The sequence below is a fragment of the Streptomyces sp. NPDC014889 genome (assembly GCF_043081205.1).
In the GTDB taxonomy this organism is placed as follows: domain Bacteria; phylum Actinomycetota; class Actinomycetes; order Streptomycetales; family Streptomycetaceae; genus Streptomyces.
The window spans coordinates 299,343-316,605 of record NZ_JBIBWH010000007.1 but is presented as its reverse complement, the minus strand read 5'-3'; the positions used below and the strand labels follow the sequence as shown (position 1 = coordinate 316,605).

Genomic DNA, 17,263 nt, shown 5'->3' with positions numbered 1-17,263 from the left:
CCCACCGGAACGGCGAAGGGCGCCGGGTGCCTGATCGAGCACCCGGCGCCCTTCTTCACGCATGGCGTCAGCCGAGGCGGGACTCCAGTTCCGCGACGATCTCGTTGACCGCGATCGCCGTCTGCTCGCCGGACTCCATGTCCTTGAGCTGGACGACGCTGTCGGCGAGGTCGCGTTCGCCGGCGACGAGCGCGAAGCGGGCACCGGACCGGTTGGCCGCCTTCATGGCGGCCTTGAGGCCCTTGTGACCGTAGGTGAAGTCGGCGGCGATGCCCACCTTGCGTAGTTCGGAGACCTTCGCGAAGAGCACCCGGCGGGCCTCCTCGCCGAGCGGTACCGCGAACACGCTGGTGGTCGACGGGAGTTGGAGTTCGATGCCCTCCGCCTCCAGGGCCAGGACCGTACGGTCCACGCCCAGGGCCCAGCCCACCGACGGCAGGGCGGGACCGCCGATCATCTCGGACAGGCCGTCGTACCGGCCGCCGCCGCCCACCGCGGACTGGGAACCGAGCCCGTCGTGCACGAACTCGAAGGTGGTGCGGGTGTAGTAGTCGAGTCCGCGGACCAGCTTGGCGTCGTCCTCGAAGGCGACGCCGTGGGTCTCGAGGAGCGACCGCACGTCCTCGTGGTACGCCTTGCAGGCGTCGCACAGGTAGTCGCGCAGCAGCGGGACGCCCGTGAGCTGCTTCTGGACCGACTCCCGCTTGTCGTCCAGGACGCGCAGCGGGTTGATCTCGATCCGGGCGCGGGTGTCGTCGTCCAGGTCGAGGCCGCGCAGGAAGTCCTGGAGCGCGGCCCGGTACACCGGACGGCACTCCTTGTCGCCGAGGCTGTTGAGCAGGATGCGGAACTCGCGCAGGCCCAGCGAGCGGTACGCCTGGTCCGCCAGGATGATCAGCTCGGCGTCCAGGAACGGGTCCTCGGCGCCGATGGCCTCCGCACCGACCTGGGAGAAGTGGCGGTAGCGGCCCTTCTGGGGGCGCTCGTAGCGATAGTAGGAACCGGAGTACCACAGCTTGACGGGCAGGTTGCCAGCCTTGTGGAGGTTGGCCTCCAGGGCGGCCCGCAGGACGGACGCGGTGCCTTCGGGCCGCAGCGCGAGCCGGTCGCCGCCCTTCGTCTCGAAGGCGTACATCTCCTTGGTCACGATGTCCGTGGACTCGCCGACGCCGCGCGCGAACAGTTCCACGTTCTCGAAGCCGGGGGTCTCGATGTAGCCGTAGCCGGAGTTGCGCAGCGGGGCGGCGATCGCCTCGCGGACCGCCAGGTACTTCGCGGAGTCCGGCGGGATCAGGTCGTACGTGCCCTTGGGGGCCTTGAAGGTGCTCACGGGAGGTCTCTCGTCACATTCCTCGTCGGGGAGCGTCGTCCAGGTCCGCTCCCTGGCCGGCGGCCACCTGCCGCAGGTAGGGGTTGGTGGCACGCTCACGGCCGATGGTCGTCTGGGGGCCGTGGCCGGACAGCACCACGGTCGAGTCGTCGAGCGGCAGGCACACGCGCGCCAGCGAGTCGAGCATCTCGGCCATGTCGCCGCCGGGCAGGTCGGTGCGTCCGATGGAGCCGGCGAACAGCAGATCCCCGGAGAAGAGGACCGGCGGGATGTCCGCGGCCCCGGGCATCCGGAACGTCACCGACCCCTTGGTATGGCCGGGCGCGTGCGCGACGGAGAACTCCAGGCCGGCCAGTTCCAGACCGGCGCCGTCGGCCAGTTCCCGGACGTCGTCCGGCTCCCCCACCGTCAGCTCGCCCATCAGCGGCATGCCGATGGAACGGCCGAGCGCCTTCTCGGGGTCGCTCATCATGAACCGGTCGGCCGGGTGGATCCAGGCGGGTACGTCGTGCGCGCCGCACACCGGGACGACCGAGGCCACATGGTCGATGTGGCCATGGGTGAGGACGACGGCGACGGGCTTGAGCCGATGCTTCCCGATCGCTTCCTCGACGCCTTGGGCGGCCTGGTGGCCGGGGTCGATGATCACGCACTCCTCACCGGCGGCGGGGGCGACGAGGTAGCAGTTCGTCCCCCAGGCCCCGGCGGGGAACCCGGCAATGAGCACGATCGTCCTTCGTTGTGTCGATACAGGCGGCTGAAGCTGTTGTCAGAGCCTACCGGCGCTGCCGGATCCTCAGCGAACCCATATACGGTACGGGTCACACGCGGGTGCCCGCCTCGGACGACGCACCCGTACCGGTGGACACACGAGACGCTGAGGAGAGAACGCGGTGGTCAGCCAGGAGCAGCGGCGGCGTCAGCTCGCCCGGGAGAAGTTCTTGCGGCAGCAGCAGCGGCGCACCGCCACGCGGCGCAAGGCACGCGTACGGAACTCCGTGATCGCGTCGGTACTCGGCGTGGTCCTCATCGGCAGCGTCGCGCTGTACACGACCGGGGTGCTGAAGAACGGCAAGGACGACAAGGCCAACGCGAGCGCTGAGGTCACCCCCAGCGCCTCGGCCACCAGCAAGGCCCCGGACCCGTGCGCGAAGCCGGCCGCCGGCTCGGTGAAGAAGCTGAGCTGGGACAAGGAACCGGCGATGACGATCGACAAGTCGGCGAAGTACACGATGACGCTCGACACCACGTGCGGCACGATAGACCTGGATCTGAAGGCCTCCGCGGCGCCGCACACCGTGAACTCCTTCGACTTCCTGGTCGGGAAGGGCTTCCTCGACCACACCAAGTGCCACCGGCTCACCGCGGAGGGCATCTACGTTCTGCAGTGCGGCGACCCGCAGGGCACGGGCATGGGTGGTCCCGGTTACACGATTCCCGACGAGAACCTCAAGGACAAAAGCCTGAAGGGCGACGTGTATCCGGCGGGCACCGTGGCGATGGCGAACACGTCGCAGCCGAACAGCGGCGGCAGCCAGTTCTTCCTGGTGTACCAGGACAGTCCGCTTCCGCCCAGCTACACCCCGTTCGGCACCATCTCCGAATCCGGCATGAAGGTGCTGAAGAAGATCGCGGACGCCGGTGCCCAGCCCGCCGATCCGCAGACGGGCAACACCGCCCCGAACGCGACCGTGGTAATCAACAAGGCGACGGTGAAGAAGTCCTGACGGCAGCGACGGTCGGCTGGGAAATTTCGGTCGCGCTGGATGCGGACAGGCCACCCGCCGGTCGCCTATGTTGGCGGTGACGAAACTGTGGACGATGCCCGGGGGAGCTTCGAGGCCCTCCGCAGGCATCATGTGGAGGAGGCGCTGTGAGCAGCGACCCGTGGGGCCGCGTCGACGAGACGGGGACCGTGTACGTGCGAACGGCCGACGGCGAGCAGGTCGTCGGTTCCTGGCAGGCCGGCTCCCCCGAGGAGGCACTGGCCTACTTCGAGCGCAAGTACGAGGGCCTGGTTGTCGAGATCGGCCTCCTCGAGAAGCGAGTGCAGACCACCGACCTGTCGGCGAAGGACGCGCAGGCCGCCGTCGACCATCTGCGGGAGCAGGTCGACGCGCACCACGCGGTCGGTGATCTGGAGGCGCTGCGTGCCCGGCTGAACAAGCTGGTCGAGACGGTCGAGGCACGCCGTGAGGAGCGCAAGGCGCAGCGCGCCCGGCAGGCGGACGACGCCCGGCACGCCAAGGAGGCGCTGGTCGCGGAGGCCGAGGAACTGGCCCGTTCCGACCAGTGGCGGGCGGCCGGGGAGCGGCTGCGGGCGCTGGTGGACACCTGGAAGGGGCTGCCGCGTCTGGACCGCAAGTCGGACGACGACCTGTGGCATCGCTTCTCGCACGCCCGGTCGGCGTTCTCCAAGCGGCGCAAGGCGCACTTCGCGCAGTTGGACGCGCAGCGCGAGGACGCGCGCAGGGCCAAGGAGCGGCTGGTCGCCGAGGCCGAGGCGCTGTCGGGCTCGACGGACTGGGGTCCCACCTCGGCCCGCTACCGCGAGCTGATGACGGAGTGGAAGGCCGCCGGCCGCGCCCAGCGGGAGCACGAGGACGACCTGTGGAACCGCTTCCGCGGCGCCCAGGACGTCTTCTTCGCCGCCCGCAGCGCGGTGTTCGCCGAGCGGGACGCGGAGCAGGCGGAGAACCTGAAGCTGAAGGAGGAGCTGGCCGAGGAGGCCGAGAAGCTCCTGCCGATCACGGATCTGAAGGCCGCCCGGGCCGCCTTCCGCTCGATCAACGAGCGCTGGGAGGCCATCGGCCATGTGCCGCGCGACGCCCGTCCGCGGGTGGAGGGCCGGATGCACACGGTCGACCGGGCCCTCCAGGAGGCCGAGGAGTCCGAGTGGCGCCGGACGAACCCGGAGGCGCGGGCCCGTGCCGAGGGTCTGACCGGTCAGCTCCAGGCCGCCGTGGACAAGCTTCGGGGGCAGATCGAGCAGGCCCGTGCCCAGGGCAACACCCCCAGGGCCGACAAGCTGGAGAAGGAGCTCGAGGGCCGCCAGGCGCTCCTGGACCAGGCCCTGAAGGGCCTGCAGGAGTTCGGCGGCTGACTCTGGTCCCGCTGGATCGGGCGACGCTTCCACGCACGGCTGAGGGCCCCCGCAGGTGCTGCGGGGGCCCTCAGCCGTGCTCTTCGTTCAACTCGGCGGCTACGCCCGGCTGCGCGCCGAGGTGACCCGGTAGACGTCGTAGACGCCCTCCACACCCCGTACGGCCTTCAGGACGTGCCCGAGGTGCTTGGGGTCGCCCATCTCGAAGGTGAAGCGGGAGGTGGCGACGCGGTCGCGTGAGGTCTGGACGGCCGCGGAGAGGATGTTGACGTGCTGGTCCGACAGCACGCGGGTGACGTCCGAGAGCAGGCGGGAGCGGTCCAGGGCCTCGACCTGGATGGCGACCAGGAAGACCGAGGACTGGGTGGGCGCCCACTCGACGTCGAGGATGCGCTCCGGCTCACGGGACAGTGACTCCACGTTGACGCAGTCGCTGCGGTGAACCGATACACCACTGCCCCGCGTGACGAAGCCGATGATCGGGTCGCCGGGGACCGGAGTGCAGCACCGGGCCAGCTTGACCCACACGTCGTCGACACCCTTGACGACGACACCGGGGTCGGCGCTGGAGCGGCGTTTGCGGGAGCGTCCGCGCGAGGGCGGCACGCTCTCGTCGATCTCCTCGGTGGCCGCCTCCTCGCCGCCGAGCGCCTGCACCAGCTTCTGCACGATGTTCTGCGCGGAGACGTGGCCCTCGCCGATCGCCGCGTAGAGCGCGGAGATGTCGGAGTAGCGCATCTCGTGCGCGAGGGTGACCAGGGAGTCGCCGGTCAGGATGCGCTGGATCGGCAGGTTCTGCTTGCGCATCGCCCGGACGATGGCGTCCTTGCCCTGCTCGATCGCCTCGTCCCGGCGCTCCTTGGAGAACCAGGCCCGGATCTTGTTGCGGGCGCGCGGGGACTTGACGAAGCCGAGCCAGTCGCGGGAGGGGCCGGCGCCGGCGGCCTTGGAGGTGAAGACCTCCACCAGGTCGCCGTTGTCCAGGGTCGACTCCAGCGGGACGAGCCTGCCGTTGACGCGTGCCCCTATGGTGCGGTGGCCGACCTCCGTGTGGACGGCGTACGCGAAGTCCACGGGGGTGGCGCCGGCCGGGAGCGCTATGACGTCGCCCTTGGGCGTGAAGACGAAGACCTCGTTGCGGGACAGGTCGAAGCGCAGCGACTCCAGGAACTCGCCGGGGTCCTCGGTCTCCTTCTGCCAGTCCAGCAACTGCCGCAGCCACGCCATGTCGTTGATGGCGTCCTTGTCCTTGGCGGAGCCCTTCGGTGCGTCGGTACGCACCTTGGAGGCGCCGGCCACGGCCTCCTGCTTGTACTTCCAGTGCGCGGCGATGCCGTACTCGGCGCGGCGGTGCATGTCGAAGGTGCGGATCTGCAGCTCGACCGGCTTGCCGTTGGGGCCGATCACCGTCGTGTGCAGCGACTGGTACATGTTGAACTTGGGCATCGCGATGTAGTCCTTGAACCGGCCGGGGACCGGGTTCCATCGCGCGTGCACGGTGCCGAGGGCGGCGTAGCAGTCGCGGACCGTGTCGACGAGGACGCGGATGCCCACCAGGTCGTAGATCTCCGCGAAGTCACGGCCGCGGACGATCATCTTCTGGTAGACGCTGTAGTAGTGCTTGGGTCGGCCGGTGACGGTCGCCTTGATGCGCGCGGCGCGCAGATCGGCCTGGACCTCGTCGGTCACGATCGCGAGGTACTCGTCGCGCTTGGGGGCGCGCTCGGCGACGAGGCGGACGATCTCGTCGTACATCTTGGGGTAGAGGATCGCGAAGGCGAGGTCCTCCAGCTCCCACTTGATGGTGTTCATGCCCAGCCGGTGGGCGAGCGGGGCGTAGATCTCGAGCGTCTCGCGGGCCTTCTTCTCCTGCTTCTCCCGCTTGAGGTAGCGCATGGTGCGCATGTTGTGCAGGCGGTCGGCGAGCTTGATGACCAGGACGCGGGGGTCCTTGGCCATGGCGACTACCATCTTGCGCACGGTCTCGGCCTGCGCGGCCTCGCCGAACTTGACCTTGTCCAGCTTGGTGACGCCGTCGACGAGCAGGGCGACGGTGTCGCCGAAGTCGCGGCGGAGCTGGTCCAGGCCGTACTCCGTGTCCTCGACGGTGTCGTGCAGCAGCCCCGCCATCAGGGTGGCCGGGTCCATGCCGAGCTCGGCGAGGATGGTGGTGACGGCGAGCGGGTGCGTGATGTACGGGTCGCCGCTCTTGCGCTTCTGGCCGCGGTGCCAGCGCTCGGCGACCTGGTAGGCGCGCTCGATCTGGCGCAGGGTCGAGTTCTCGATCTTGGGATCGTTGCTGCGCACTATCCGCAGCAGCGGCTCGAGGACCGGGTTGTACGGGTTGGCGCGCTGCACGCCGAGACGGGCGAGGCGGGCGCGGACGCGGTTGGAGGAGCCGGACCGGCCGGGCTGCCCGGCGGAGGGGCGCACGACGGGCTGCGCCGGCTTGGCACGCGCGGCCTCGCTCGTCTGGCCGACGGGGGCGGACTGGGCGTGCTCCACCGTCCCACGGTTGTCGCTCTTCGCGTGCGGCGCGGGCTTGGCCGCGGGCGCCGAGGCGGACTCGGGCTTGGCGGCGGTCAGTGGCTGGGCCTCGTCTGGCAAGAGGACTCCTCGTGCGCGATCCGGGTCCCCCGGTCAGGCTCCGGAGCCCCCATGGTAGCGATCCAGAGCCCCAGGATCCCCTCCAGCCCGATCGAAGGACGGTTTACGGTACAAACACACAAGTCGGACACACGATTCCGGTACCCCCGTTTCCCCCACCCGCACGCCTCCGGGAACGGCTGGTCCGGATCCCCCGGCGGGGCCTGCGCGGGGTGGGAAACCAGGGGTGCTTGGGGCCGGGGCGCAGCAGCGCCGGGGCTGGGGCAAGGCCCAGAGTCGAGGCCGCTGCCACCCAGCGAGACGGGCTGGTGGGTGGACAGGGGGGTGCAGGGGGCAGAGCCCCGCTGGGGTCTGAGGCGAAGCCCCAGGGCTCGGGTCTGGGGCGGAGCCCCCCGGGACGGGGGCCCTTCCGCCCATCGGGGCGCAGCCCCGAAAGAGGCGGGGGCCCGGGGCGACAGCCCCGGGCCCCCGTCGGGTCGCACACAGACTCTGTTGGGTCACAGGCGGAGAAGGGACTCCAGTGGGGCCCCCGACAAGGCCGGTTCCAGGCGGGCGCGGCCGCCGAGGAAACCGAGTTCCATCAGCACCGCCACCCCGGCGACCTCGGCTCCCGCCCGCCGGATGAGCTGGATGGACGCCTCCGCCGTACCTCCCGTGGCGAGCACGTCGTCGACGACGAGAACACGGTCCCCGGCGCTCAGATCCTCCGCGTGGACCTCGATCTCCGCCGACCCGTACTCCAGGTCGTACGCCTGGCTGAGCGTCGCTCCGGGGAGCTTGCCCGCCTTGCGCACGGGGATGAAGCCGAGCCCCGAGCGGAGCGCGACCGGGGCGCCGAGGATGAAGCCGCGGGCCTCCAGGCCGACGACCTTCGTCGCCCCTTCCCGCGTGCCCACCTCAGCCAGCGCGTCCGTGAGGACGGCGAACGCCGCCGGATCGGCCAGGAGCGGGGTGATGTCCTTGAACATCACCCCCGGCTCCGGATAGTCGGCCACATCACGGATGCGGCTGAGCAGCAGCTCCTGGATGTCGGTCATCGACGCTTCCCCGAGGGTCGGCCGCGGCCACGGCCACGGGCGGCGGACTGGTCGCGCGGACCCACCACGGCCGGCGCGGCGTCCTCCGCGTCGTCACCGGCGGTGACACCGGCGGCCTCCGCGTCCAGGGGCTCGCCCTGCGCCGCCGCCTGCGCCCGCTTGGCGAGGACGCGCTTCTTGAGGGCCTTCATCGGCGGCTCGAGCTCCTTGAGGTCGGCGACGAGCGGCGTGGCGATGAAGATCGAGGAATACGCACCGGCCGCGAGGCCGACGAACAGCGACAGCGAGATGTCGTTCAGCATGCCCGCGCCGAGCACACCACCGCCGATGAACAGCAGGCCCGCCACCGGCAGCAGCGCCACCACGGTGGTGTTGATCGACCGGATCAGCGTGCCGTTGATCGAGCGGTTCGCGATCTCGCTGTACGTCCAGCGGGTCTGCCGGGTGATGTCCTTCGTCTGCTCCTTGAGGCTGTCGAAGACGACGACCGTGTCGTAGAGCGAGTAACCGAGGATCGTCAGCAGACCGATCACCGTACCGGGCGTGACCTCGAAGCCGACGAGGGCGTAGACACCGGTGGTGATCGTCAGGTCGTGGATCAGCGCGACGAGCGCGGCGAGCGCCATGCGCCACTCGAACGCGATCGCCAGGTAGATCACGACCAGGACCATGAAGATCGCCAGGCCCTGCCAGGCCTTGTTGGCGATCTGCTCGCCCCAGCTCGGGCCGACCAGGTCCGCGTTGATGTGCTCCGGGTTGACCTTGAGGTCCTTGGCCAGGTCTTCCTTGATCTGGTCGGACTTCCCGGTCTCGATGCCGGCGATCTGGATGCGCAGGCTGCCGTCACCGAGCTTCTGGACGATCGACTCCTGGCCGGAGGCGGCGTGCGCGAAGTCCTCGGCCTGGGCCACCGACGCACTCATGTGCTTCGGCGTGGTGAAGACCGCACCGCCCTGGAACTCGATGCCCATGTTCAGGCCGCGTACCGCCAGGCCCAGGATCGCCGTGATGGTGATCAGGATCGAGATGCCGTACCAGATCTTGCGGTTCTTGATGAAGTCGTAGCCGACCTCGCCATGGTGCAGTCGGGCGCCGAGGTTGCCGAGCTTGGACACCTCACGCCTCCTTCGTCTCGGTGCGGGCGGAGGGGCGGCGGGTGCGGCGCAGCGGAGGCTTGGCACCCAGGCGCTTGGGGTCCAGACCGGACCAGGTGTGGCCGCTGGCGAAGAACTTGCGGCGGGCGAGGATCGTCATCAGCGGCTTGGTGAACAGGAAGATGACGACCACGTCGAGCAGCGTGGTCAGACCGAGCGTGAACGCGAAGCCCTGCACCTTGCCGACGGTCACGATGAACAGCACGGCGGCGGCCAGGAACGACACGAAGTCCGAGACGAGGACGGTGCGCCGGGCCCGCGGCCAGCCGCGCTCCACGGCAGGACGCAGCGAACGGCCCTCGCGGATCTCGTCCCTTATGCGTTCGAAGAACACGATGAAGGAGTCCGCTGTGATACCGATCGCGACGATGGCGCCGCACACGGCCGGCAGGTTCAGCGCGAAGCCGATGGTCGGGCCGAGCAGCGACATGAGCGTGTAGGTGAGGACCGCGGAGACCATCAGGGAGGCGATGGCGATCATCGCCAGTCCGCGGTAGTAGACCACCAGGTAGATCACGACGAGGCCGAGGCCGATGGCGCCCGCGATCAGACCGGCGTGGAGCTGCTCACCGCCGAGCGCGGCGGTGACGGTGGTGACGCTGTCCTCCTTGAAGGTCAGCGGCAGCGCGCCGTAGGAGAGCATGTTGGCGAGGCTCTGCGCGTCATCCTGGGTGAAGTGGCCGGAGATCTCCGCGCTGCCGCCGGTCAGCGCCTCGTGAACGTACGGGTCGGAGACGACGTCGCCGTCGAGGACGATGGCGAACTGGTTCTGCGGCGAGGGGTTCTGGGCCAGCTTGCCGGTGATGTCGGCGAACTTCTTGGCGCCCTTGGAGGTGAACTCCATGGTCACGGTCCAGCCGGAGGCGGTCTGCGTGTTGAAGACGGCGTCCGCCTTCTTCACGTCGGTGCCGTCCACCTGGGCGGGGCCGAGCAGGTACTTCTGCCACTGGCCCTGCGAGCCCTTGCCGCAGGCGACGGTCGACTCGGTGGGCAGCACGCCCTTGCCGGCGGTGGTGCGCACGTCCTGCTTGCTGCAGTCCAGGGCGGCGTACTCGGCCTCGAGCTTGCTGTTCGCGTCACCGGAGCCACCGCTCGGAGACGGGCTGGCGGAGGCCGACGGGCTCGTCGACGCGGCCGGGGTGGCGTCCGCCTTCAGGGCGCTGGTGACCGGGCGGCCCTGCTGGGTCTCGGAGGCCGAGGGGCTCGGGGAGCCGGAGGGGGTCGGCTCGCCGGTGGACTTGTCGGTCGCCTTGTGGGAGGTGCTGGGCGACGGCTCGGCCGGGGCGGCGCCCGTGACGTCGGTGGCGAGGACCGGACGGAAGTACAGCTTGGCGGTGGTACCGACCTGCTCCCGCGCCTGCTTGGAGTTGGTGCCCTTGGGGATGTTGACAATGATGTTGTCGTTCCCCTGGGTCTGGACCTCGGCCTCCGAGACACCGAGACCGTTGACACGCCGTTCCATGATGTTGACGGCCGTGTCCATGTTGGCCTTGTTGATCGCGGATTCCTGACCGCGCTCCGGAACCGCCCGCAGCGTGATGCTCGTACCGCCGGCCAGGTCGATGCCCAGGCGCGGAGCGGTGTTGCCCGTGAGGAACATGCCTCCCGTGAGCGCCACGATGGCGATCAGAATGAGGGCCAGCGAGCGCCCCGGCTTGCTCTGGGCGCTCGCACTGCGTCCCTTTTTGGATACAGCCACCTTTTAGCTACTCCCTCTCGGGCCGTCCCGCGCCGGGTGGGCTCGGCGACGGCCATCACATGGTGTCGGAATCCCGCGCGAAGTCGACGCGACTCAGGGCGCGCGCAGGTGGTGCCGCGCGCCCTGGGTGGTGACTACTTCGCCTCGGAGTCGCCCTGGGTCTTCTTGGCCTCGGAGTCGCCGTCGGTCTTCTCCGGCTCGTCCTCGGTCTTGGCCTCGGCGGCGTCCGCCGGCTCCTCGGCCGCGTCCTTCTTGCCGAGGTCGACGGACTTGTCGTCGGAGGCGTCGGCGGGCTCGTCGGCACCGGTGAGGGAGGAGGCGTCGTCGGGGACGAGGTCGGCGTCGGTCTTCAGGTCGTGCTCGACGCCGTGGACGATGCGGTTGTACTCGTCGTCCGTCAGGACGGTCGCGATCGCGTTCTTGGCGAAGAGCAGCTCGACGCCCGGGCCCGCGTCGAGGAGGACCGTGTCGTCGTTGACCTCCTTGACCGTGGCGTACATGCCCCCGATGGTGCGGACACCACTACCGGGCTGCATCTGGTCGCGCATATTGGCGGCCTGCTGCTGCTTCTTCTTGGCCGACCGGGTCATCAGGAACATGGCCCCGATGAGCACGATGAACGGGAGGAGGGTCACGAGACTCACGGGTCGGAACTTCCTTCACACGACCGCGATGGGGAGCGGCCTGATTGGTTGGGGGTATGTGTACTGCCTACAAAGGCGGCATCGGCGGAGTCTAGGCGAGTCCGCATGCATGGAACAACGCTCAGCATGACACCTGGGTTCCTCCGCGGGCCAATACCGCGGCCCTCACGCCCCGAACAGGCCCTGTTGTCCGTTTCCCGCAGCTTGCGAGCCGGGCGGGGTCAGACCGAGATGTGCCCAGGCCGCGGGCGTGGCGACACGGCCGCGCGGGGTGCGGGCGAGCAGCCCCTCGCGGACGAGGAACGGCTCGGCGACCTCCTCGACGGTCTCACGCTCCTCCCCCACGGCGACCGCGAGCGTCGACACACCGACCGGTCCGCCGCCGAACAGCTTCAGCAGGGCCTCGAGGACCGCCCGGTCGAGCCGGTCGAGGCCGCGGGCGTCGACCTCGTAGACGGCCAGGGCGGCGGCGGCGATCTCGCGTGTGATGGTTCCGTCGGCCTTGACCTGCGCGTAGTCGCGGACGCGGCGCAGCAGTCGGTTGGCGATGCGCGGGGTGCCCCGGGAGCGGCCGGCGATCTCGGCTGCTCCTTCGGTCTCGATCCGTACGTCGAGGAGGTTCGCCGAGCGGTGGACGACGCGCTCCAGCTCAGCGGGCCCGTAGAACTCCATGTGCGCGGTGAAGCCGAAGCGGTCGCGCAGCGGGGGCGGCAGCAGGCCCGCGCGTGTCGTGGCGCCGACGAGGGTGAAGGGAGGCAGTTCGAGCGGGATGGCGGTGGCGCCGGGGCCCTTGCCGACGATCACGTCGACCCGGAAGTCCTCCATCGCCATGTAGAGCATCTCCTCGGCGGGCCTCGACATGCGGTGGATCTCGTCGAGGAAGAGCACCTCGCCCTCCTGGAGGGAGGACAGGATGGCCGCGAGGTCGCCGGCGTGCTGGATGGCGGGGCCCGAGGTGATGCGGATGGGGGCGCCCATCTCGGCCGCGATGATCATGGACAGGGTGGTCTTGCCCAGGCCGGGGGCGCCGGACAGCAGCACGTGGTCGGCGGTGGCGCCGCGCGCCCGGGCGGCGCGCAGCACGAGGTCGAGCTGTTCGCGGACCTTCTCCTGGCCGATGAACTCGCCCAGGTCCTTGGGGCGCAGGGCGGCCTCGACGGCCTGGTCCTCACCGTCGGCGGCGGAGCCCACCAGCCGCTCCGCCGCGGGGCCGGTGAGCCCCTCTGCGGCGGGCGTGTCGGAAGTGTCGTCCCAGTTCACTCACGTACTCCTGGCTCAGCGGGCTCGGTTCAGGGTCTGCAGGGCCGCCTTGAGCAACTGGCCCACCTGGGGCGTGCCCCCGGCGGTCTCGGCCCGGGGAGCCACGGCGGTCACCGCCTCGTCGGCCTCACGGGTGGCGTACCCGAGGCCGATCAGCGCCGCGTGGAGCTGGTCGCGCCAGCCCTGGGTGACCGGGGCGCCCACGGCGGGGGCGCCGACGGGCTCGCCGAGCCGGTCCTTGAGCTCGAGGAGGAGCTTCTGGGCGCCCTTCTTGCCGATGCCCGGAACGGCGGTGAGGGCCTTCTCGTCGCCGGTGGCGACGGCGCGGCGCAGGGCGTCGGGCGTGTGCACGGCCAGCATCGCCTGGGCGAGCCGTGGTCCCACGCCGCTTGCGGTCTGGAGCAGTTCGAAGACCTGGCGCTCGTCGTCGTCCGCGAAGCCGTAGAGGGTCAGCGAGTCCTCGCGTACGACGAGGGAGGTGGCGACCTTGGCCGGCCGGCCGAGGCGGAGCGCGGACAGCGTGTTCGGGGTGCACTGCACGGCCATGCCGACGCCGCCGACCTCGATCACCGCGGCGTCGGGAGCGAGGGCTGCGACCGTGCCGCTGACGAAGGCGATCATGCCGTACGGCCTTTCGTTGTCGTCGTGGTCGTGGTAGTCGTCGTGGTCGTCGTCGGGTGTCCGGCCGCGTGCGCGGCGACGGCCTGCTGGAGCCGGTTCTGGGCGGGCGCTCGCCAGATGTGGCAGATGGCCAGGGCGAGGGCGTCGGCGGCGTCGGCCGGCTTGGGGGGTGCGGCGAGCCGCAGCAGCCGGGTGACCATGGCGCCGACCTGGGCCTTGTCGGCGCGGCCGCTGCCGGTGACGGCGGCCTTGACCTCGCTGGGGGTGTGCAGCGCGACCGGGATGCCGCGGCGGGCGGCGCAGAGCATCGCGACGGCGCTGGCCTGGGCGGTGCCCATCACCGTGCGCACGTTGTGCTGGCTGAACACGCGCTCCACCGCCACGTATTCGGGGCGGTGCTCGTCAAGCCAGCGCTCCATCCCCTGTTCGAGGGCGAACAGACGGTGGCTCAGGTCGGCGTCCGCGGGGGTGCGGACGACTCCGACGCCGAGCATGGCCAGCGGCCGGCCCGCGACCCCCTCGACGACACCGACGCCGCAGCGGGTGAGTCCGGGGTCGACTCCCAGTACGCGCACGCGTGTCCCTCCCCTCATGACATGGTCGTGGTCATGGCGGCGATCTTTGAGTGATCTTTGCCTGACGCCAGGCTATCCGCTGCCACTGACAACGACGGCGGTGCCACCGACAACGACGGCGGGCCGGCGGGAATGTCCCACCGGCCCGTCCAAGCCCGCGACGCCGCGGCGGCCCTACGCCTCGACCTTCTCCATGATCTCGTCGCTGACGTCGAAGTTGGCGAAGACGTTCTGCACGTCGTCGCTGTCCTCGAGAGCGTCGATCAGCTTGAAGATCTTCCGGGCGCCCTCCTCGTCCAGCTCCACCTGCATGGTGGGGACGAAGTTGGCCTCGGCGGAGTCGTAGTCGATGCCGGCCTCCTGGAGGGCGGTGCGGACCGCGACCAGGTCGGTGGCCTCGCTGAGCACCTCGAAGGACTCGCCGAGGTCGTTGACCTCCTCGGCGCCGGCGTCCAGGACGGCCGTCAGGACGTCGTCCTCCGACAGCTCGCCCTTGGGGACGATCACCACGCCCTTGCGGTTGAACAGGTACGACACCGAGCCCGGGTCGGCCATGGAGCCGCCGTTGCGGGTCATGGCGACGCGGACGTCGGAGGCGGCGCGGTTGCGGTTGTCGGTGAGGCACTCGATGAGCACCGCGACACCGTTCGGCCCGTAGCCCTCGTACATGATCGTCTCGTAGTCGGCGCCGCCGGCCTCGAGACCGCCGCCGCGCTTGATGGCCGAGTCGATGTTCTTGTTCGGCACCGACTGCTTCTTGGCCTTCTGCACGGCGTCGTAGAGCGTCGGGTTGCCGTCCAGGTCGACGCCGCCCATGCGAGCCGCGACCTCGATGTTCTTGATCAGCTTCGCGAAGAGCTTGCCGCGCTTGGCATCGATGACGGCCTTCTTGTGCTTCGTCGTGGCCCATTTAGAGTGGCCGGACATCTGCCTGTCTCCTTCGCGTAACCCGTCTGCGTAACGAACGCAGGAATCCTACAAGGACTCGGGTGTCCGGTTCGCGCGCACCATGTCGACGAACAGGGCGTGCACACGGTGGTCGCCGGTCAGCTCCGGGTGGAACGACGTGGCCAGCGCGTTGCCCTGGCGGACCGCGACGATGTGGCCGTCGTGCTCGGCGAGCACCTCGGCCCCGGCGCCGACGGACTCGACCCAGGGGGCACGGATGAAGACGCCCTCCACCGGTTCGCCCGGGACGCCCTTGACGTCGACGGAGGCCTCGAACGACTCGTTCTGCCGTCCGAAGGCGTTGCGGCGCACGATCATGTCGATTCCGCCGACGGTCTCCTGGCCCGAGCGCGGGTCGAGGATCTTGTCGGCGAGCATGATCATGCCGGCGCAGGTGCCGTAGACGGGCATGCCGTCACGCACGCGCGCGCGGAGAGGGTCCATCACTCCGAAGAGGACGGCCAGCTTCGAGATGGTGGTGGACTCGCCACCAGGGAGGACGAGGCCGTCGACCTCGGCGAGTTCTTCGGGGCGCCGCACCGGCCTGGCCACGGCGTCCGCCGAGGCCAGGGCGACGAGGTGCTCCCGTACGTCGCCCTGGAGGGCCAGGACGCCGATGACAGGAGTGTTCATGGGGTTCTTGTACCTGTGGGCCTGTGCTTACCAGCCGCGGTTGGCGTAGCGCTCGGTCTCGGGGAGGGTGTCGCAGTTGATGCCGACCATGGCCTCGCCGAGGTTGCGGGACGCGTCCGCGATGATCTTCGGGTCGTCGTAGAAGGTGGTGGCCTTCACGATGGCGGCGGCGCGCTTGGCCGGGTCGCCGGACTTGAAGATGCCGGAGCCGACGAAGACGCCCTCGGCGCCGAGCTGGCGCATCAGGGCCGCGTCGGCGGGGGTGGCCACGCCGCCGGCGGAGAACAGCACGACGGGGAGCTTGCCCAGCTCGGCGACCTCCTTGACGAGCTCGTACGGGGCGCGCAGCTCCTTGGCGGCGGCGTACAGCTCGTGGTTGTCGAAGCCGCGCAGCCTGGCGATCTCGTTCTTGATCTGGCGCAGGTGACGGACGGCCTCGACGACGTTGCCGGTGCCGGCCTCGCCCTTGGAGCGGATCATCGCGGCGCCCTCGGCGATCCGGCGCAGGGCCTCGCCGAGGTTGGTGGCGCCGCAGACGAAGGGCGTGGTGAAGGCCCACTTGTCGGAGTGGTTGACCTCGTCGGCCGGGGTGAGCACCTCGGACTCGTCGATGTAGTCGACGCCGAGCGACTGAAGGACCTGGGCCTCGACGAAGTGGCCGATGCGGGACTTGGCCATGACCGGGATGGAGACGGCGTCGATGATGCCCTCGATCATGTCCGGGTCGGACATGCGGGCCACGCCGCCGTCCTTGCGGATGTCGGCGGGGACACGCTCCAGGGCCATGACCGCGACGGCGCCCGCGTCCTCGGCGATCTTCGCCTGCTCCGGCGTGACGACGTCCATGATCACGCCGCCCTTGAGCTGCTCGGCCATGCCGCGCTTCACACGGGCGGTACCGGTCTCGGGAGTCGGGGCGGAGTCGGGAATCGTGGTGGACACGGGTGACCTCACTTGGTGAGAAGAGGGTGTGGTGCGCCACTGAGGAAACGGGATTGGACCAGTCCACGGCAAGGGCCAATGGAAACCCGGTGGATCCTTTTCGCCCGGCACCGTCCAAAAGCGGGTCGCTCGTTCCCCGTCAGGCGGCCCGCTCCGCCAGGGCCTTCGGGGGCTCGTCGTCCATCTCGAAGGCCATCGGGAAGGGGGCGTGTCCGGCCAGCCGGAACCACCGCACCTTGCGGTGCTCGCGCAGCCGGCGGGCGGCTCCCACGGCGTCGTTGTGGAAGCGGCGGGCCATCGGCACCCTGCGCACGGCCTCGGTCAGCTCGCGCGCCGCCTCCTCTCCCCCGGGTGCCTCGCGCACCGCCTCGACCTGCGGGACCTCGGCGAACACGGCCCGCAGGGCCTGGCTCAACTCGCTCTCCGCGACCTCCCGTTGCTCCTCCTCGGCCTGCCGGGCGGCGTGCGCGGCCTCGTACAGCACGATGGAGGCGGCCGGGTCGAGGACGCCGGAGGTGGCCAGTTCCTGCGCCACCGAGGCCCGGCGCAGCAACTGGGCGTCCAGCGCGGCCCGCGCGGCGTCGATACGGGAGTGCAGCCGGTCAAGGCGCCCCGCCGTCCAGCTCAGGTACAGCCCGACGGCTACGAGCGCGACGACGATCCAGATGAGCGTTACGGTCACGGGCGGCAAGGCTACCGGGACGCCCCGC

The 17,263-nt window shown here is 70.1% G+C and carries 16 protein-coding genes; 2 read left to right on the top strand and 14 right to left on the bottom strand.

Going from position 1 to position 17,263, the window contains the following annotated elements; all coding sequences use genetic code 11:
* Window positions 1-67: 67 nt before the first annotated feature.
* On the bottom strand, window positions 68-1,330 hold the full coding sequence (gene hisS, locus ACF09J_RS16485) for a histidine--tRNA ligase (protein ID WP_392306100.1): 1,263 nt from the start codon (window positions 1,328-1,330) through the stop codon (window positions 68-70).
* Between the two features lie 13 nt (window positions 1,331-1,343).
* Window positions 1,344-2,057, bottom strand: a complete 714-nt coding sequence (locus ACF09J_RS16480; RefSeq protein WP_392306099.1) for an MBL fold metallo-hydrolase — start codon at window positions 2,055-2,057, stop codon at window positions 1,344-1,346.
* A 166-nt stretch (window positions 2,058-2,223) separates the two neighbouring features.
* On the opposite strand from ACF09J_RS16480, the gene ACF09J_RS16475 reads away from it, so the two are divergent.
* Both ACF09J_RS16475 and ACF09J_RS16470 read left to right on the top strand, forming a co-directional pair.
* Entirely contained in the window at window positions 2,224-3,057 is an 834-nt protein-coding gene (locus tag ACF09J_RS16475; protein WP_392306098.1) for a peptidylprolyl isomerase, read from the top strand.
* Between the two features lie 146 nt (window positions 3,058-3,203).
* Window positions 3,204-4,433 (top strand): DUF349 domain-containing protein, encoded by a 1,230-nt coding sequence (locus tag ACF09J_RS16470; RefSeq protein ID WP_392306097.1) that lies wholly within the window; start codon window positions 3,204-3,206, stop codon window positions 4,431-4,433.
* 99 nt (window positions 4,434-4,532) lie between these two features.
* Here ACF09J_RS16470 and ACF09J_RS16465 read toward each other — a convergent pair whose 3' ends face one another.
* From ACF09J_RS16465 to ACF09J_RS16410, 12 genes are all read right to left on the bottom strand, one after another.
* Window positions 4,533-7,040 (bottom strand): RelA/SpoT family protein, encoded by a 2,508-nt coding sequence (locus ACF09J_RS16465; protein WP_392306096.1) that lies wholly within the window; start codon window positions 7,038-7,040, stop codon window positions 4,533-4,535.
* Between the two features lie 497 nt (window positions 7,041-7,537).
* On the bottom strand, window positions 7,538-8,077 hold the full coding sequence (locus tag ACF09J_RS16460; protein WP_392306095.1) for an adenine phosphoribosyltransferase: 540 nt from the start codon (window positions 8,075-8,077) through the stop codon (window positions 7,538-7,540).
* On the bottom strand, window positions 8,074-9,192 hold the full coding sequence (gene secF, locus ACF09J_RS16455; protein ID WP_392306094.1) for a protein translocase subunit SecF: 1,119 nt from the start codon (window positions 9,190-9,192) through the stop codon (window positions 8,074-8,076). Before secF ends, ACF09J_RS16460 begins: the two co-directional genes overlap by 4 nt.
* Before the next feature lies 1 nt (window position 9,193).
* The gene (gene secD / locus ACF09J_RS16450; RefSeq protein ID WP_392306093.1) at window positions 9,194-10,930 is read right to left on the bottom strand and encodes a protein translocase subunit SecD; all 1,737 of its coding nucleotides are present in this window, start codon (window positions 10,928-10,930) and stop codon (window positions 9,194-9,196) included.
* A 134-nt stretch (window positions 10,931-11,064) separates the two neighbouring features.
* The gene (gene yajC, locus ACF09J_RS16445; RefSeq protein ID WP_392306092.1) at window positions 11,065-11,574 is read right to left on the bottom strand and encodes a preprotein translocase subunit YajC; all 510 of its coding nucleotides are present in this window, start codon (window positions 11,572-11,574) and stop codon (window positions 11,065-11,067) included.
* A gap of 165 nt (window positions 11,575-11,739) precedes the next feature.
* The gene (gene ruvB, locus ACF09J_RS16440) at window positions 11,740-12,834 is read right to left on the bottom strand and encodes a Holliday junction branch migration DNA helicase RuvB (protein WP_392306091.1); all 1,095 of its coding nucleotides are present in this window, start codon (window positions 12,832-12,834) and stop codon (window positions 11,740-11,742) included.
* A 15-nt stretch (window positions 12,835-12,849) separates the two neighbouring features.
* Entirely contained in the window at window positions 12,850-13,455 is a 606-nt protein-coding gene (ruvA, locus tag ACF09J_RS16435; RefSeq protein WP_392306090.1) for a Holliday junction branch migration protein RuvA, read from the bottom strand.
* A complete protein-coding gene (gene ruvC, locus ACF09J_RS16430) occupies window positions 13,452-14,030 on the bottom strand; it encodes a crossover junction endodeoxyribonuclease RuvC (protein ID WP_392306089.1) in 579 nt (192 codons plus the stop codon). The genes ruvA and ruvC overlap by 4 nt, the downstream gene beginning before the upstream one ends.
* 174 nt (window positions 14,031-14,204) lie before the next feature.
* Entirely contained in the window at window positions 14,205-14,957 is a 753-nt protein-coding gene (locus ACF09J_RS16425; protein ID WP_392306088.1) for a YebC/PmpR family DNA-binding transcriptional regulator, read from the bottom strand.
* A 48-nt stretch (window positions 14,958-15,005) separates the two neighbouring features.
* Complete coding sequence (gene pdxT, locus ACF09J_RS16420; RefSeq protein ID WP_392306087.1) at window positions 15,006-15,611, bottom strand: pyridoxal 5'-phosphate synthase glutaminase subunit PdxT; 606 nt, start codon at window positions 15,609-15,611, stop codon at window positions 15,006-15,008.
* A 27-nt stretch (window positions 15,612-15,638) separates the two neighbouring features.
* On the bottom strand, window positions 15,639-16,487 hold the full coding sequence (gene pdxS / locus ACF09J_RS16415) for a pyridoxal 5'-phosphate synthase lyase subunit PdxS (RefSeq protein WP_202430709.1): 849 nt from the start codon (window positions 16,485-16,487) through the stop codon (window positions 15,639-15,641).
* 205 nt (window positions 16,488-16,692) lie between these two features.
* Entirely contained in the window at window positions 16,693-17,235 is a 543-nt protein-coding gene (locus tag ACF09J_RS16410; protein WP_392306086.1) for a hypothetical protein, read from the bottom strand.
* Window positions 17,236-17,263 lie beyond the last annotated feature (28 nt).

Excerpts from the sequence above, each read along its gene's own strand:
- ACF09J_RS16460 (WP_392306095.1), bottom strand. The coding sequence starts at position 8,077 with ATGACCGACATCCAGGAGCTGCTGCTCAGCCGCATCCGTGATGTGGCC.
- ruvA (WP_392306090.1), bottom strand. The coding sequence starts at position 13,455 with ATGATCGCCTTCGTCAGCGGCACGGTCGCAGCCCTCGCTCCCGACGCC.
- ACF09J_RS16425 (WP_392306088.1), bottom strand. The coding sequence starts at position 14,957 with ATGTCCGGCCACTCTAAATGGGCCACGACGAAGCACAAGAAGGCCGTC.
- pdxT (WP_392306087.1), bottom strand. The coding sequence starts at position 15,611 with ATGAACACTCCTGTCATCGGCGTCCTGGCCCTCCAGGGCGACGTACGG.
- pdxS (WP_202430709.1), bottom strand. The coding sequence starts at position 16,487 with ATGGCCGAGCAGCTCAAGGGCGGCGTGATCATGGACGTCGTCACGCCG.